This window comes from Streptomyces sp. NPDC005962 (genome assembly GCF_040629205.1).
GTDB lineage: Bacteria > Actinomycetota > Actinomycetes > Streptomycetales > Streptomycetaceae > Streptomyces.
Genome location: NZ_JBEXVE010000064.1, coordinates 1 through 1,801, shown reverse-complemented (window position 1 = coordinate 1,801; position 1,801 = coordinate 1). Strand labels below are relative to the sequence as shown.

Below are 1,801 nucleotides of genomic sequence, written 5' to 3'. Positions count from 1 at the left end.
GGGATGCTGTTGGCTAATTCGGGGGCTCGCGTGACGTCGGCCGGCAAGACCCGGTTGTGGTCTTGAAGGCCGACGTTGTCGTTTGGGGTGGGTGTCGATGTCGATGCAGCCGAGGGGGCCGGGGGCGATCCCGGCGGAGACAATGCGGGTGGCGCGGGCCGCGTTCCCGAAGGGGAGCCTGGCGATCCGGGTCCGGGACCAGTTGGGGTCGTTGTTCACCGATGAGGAGTTCGCGGACCTGTTCCCCGCACGGGGCAAGCCCGCCTGGTCACCGGGGCGGTTGGCGCTGGTACTGGTGTTGCAGTTCGTGGAGGGGCTCACCGACCGGCAGGCTGCGGAGGCGGTCCGGGCAAGGATCGACTTCAAGTACGCGCTCGGATTGGAACTGGAGGATCCGGGGTTCGACTTCTCGGTGCTGTCGGAGTTCAGGGACCGCTTGACCAGGGCGGACGCCGGACGGCGGGTGCTGGACGGCATCCTGGCTGCAGCCCGGGAGAAGGGGCTGCTCAAGAGCGCAGGCCGGGCCCGCACCGATTCCACGCATGTGTCCTCGGCGGCACGTGAGCTGAACTGGCTTGAGCTGGTGGCGGAGACCCTGCGTTCAGCGTTGAACGCGCTGGCCCAGGCCGCCCCTGACTGGCTGGTGGAAGTGACGGAGCCGGACTGGTTCAGGCACTACGCGACCAGGGCCGAGGACTCGCGGTTCCCCAAGGCCCGCGCCAAGCGGGACGAGGTGGGCTTGCGGATCGGCGCGGACGGGATGTGGCTGCTTGAGGCGGTCTTCGGGCCCCGGCGCACCGCACGGGCTTGGTGCGCTGGACGAGGTGGAGATTCTGCGGCAGGTGTGGGTCCAGCACTTCCGCCTGGTTGAGGGCGAGGTGGCACGGCGGGACCCAAAAGACCGGCCGCCGGGCGCGATGCGCCTGGTCACGCCCTATGACGCTGAGGCACGCGGCAGCGTCAAGCGCGGCACCATGTGGGACGGCTACAAAGTCCACCTCACCGAGACCTGCGAGCCCGACGCCCCGAACCTGATCACGAACGTGGCCACCACCGTCGCAACCATCCCGGACAAGGCGATGGCCGACACGATCCACAACCAGCTGGTGGCACGCGACTGCCTGCCCGGTGAGCACTGGGTCGATGCCGGATATCCCACCGCCGCGCAGATCGTGACCGCACGGAGGGAGCATGGCGTTGCCCTGCACGGGCCGCTGCAAGAGGTCACCGTCGCCCAGGCGAAAAGCGGCGGCGGCTATGGACAGGACGCCTTCGCCATCGACTGGGAGCGACAGCAGGTCACCTGCCCGATGGGCCGCACCAGCACTCGGTGGGCCATGGGCACATCCCAGCAGCAGCTTCCCGTGGTCAAGGTCAGATTCTCCCCGGCCGGCTGTCGCCCATGTCCCGCACTGCGCGACTGCGTCAGTTCGCCGAAGGTCGAAGGAAGGACGTTGACCCTGCGGCAACACCACGAACACCAGGCCCTCCAACAGGCCCGCGCCCTTCAGCAGACCGACCGCTGGAAAGAGCAGTACAAGATCCGCGCTGGGGCCGAAGGCACCATCTCCCAAGGCGTCCAACGCTGTGGTCTGCGCAGATCCCGCTACCGTGGCCTTGCGAAGACGAGCCTCCAGCACCAGCTCACCGGCGCCGCACTCAACCTCGCCCGCATCGAGGCCCACCTCACCGCGACACCTCGGGCTCACACCCGCCCAGCCACTTCGCACGACTTCGCCCCGCCGAGAAACAACTCGATGGGACCAAGTGATCAGGACCACGAATTAGCCAACAGCGTCCC

Annotated in this window: 1 pseudogene; it reads left to right on the top strand. The window is 68.1% G+C overall.

Features of this window, described 5'->3' with window-relative positions:
• Positions 1-97 precede the first annotated feature (97 nt).
• Positions 98-1,771, top strand: a pseudogene (locus tag ABZ370_RS43935) (IS1182 family transposase).
• The last annotated feature ends 30 nt before the right edge of the window (positions 1,772-1,801 follow it).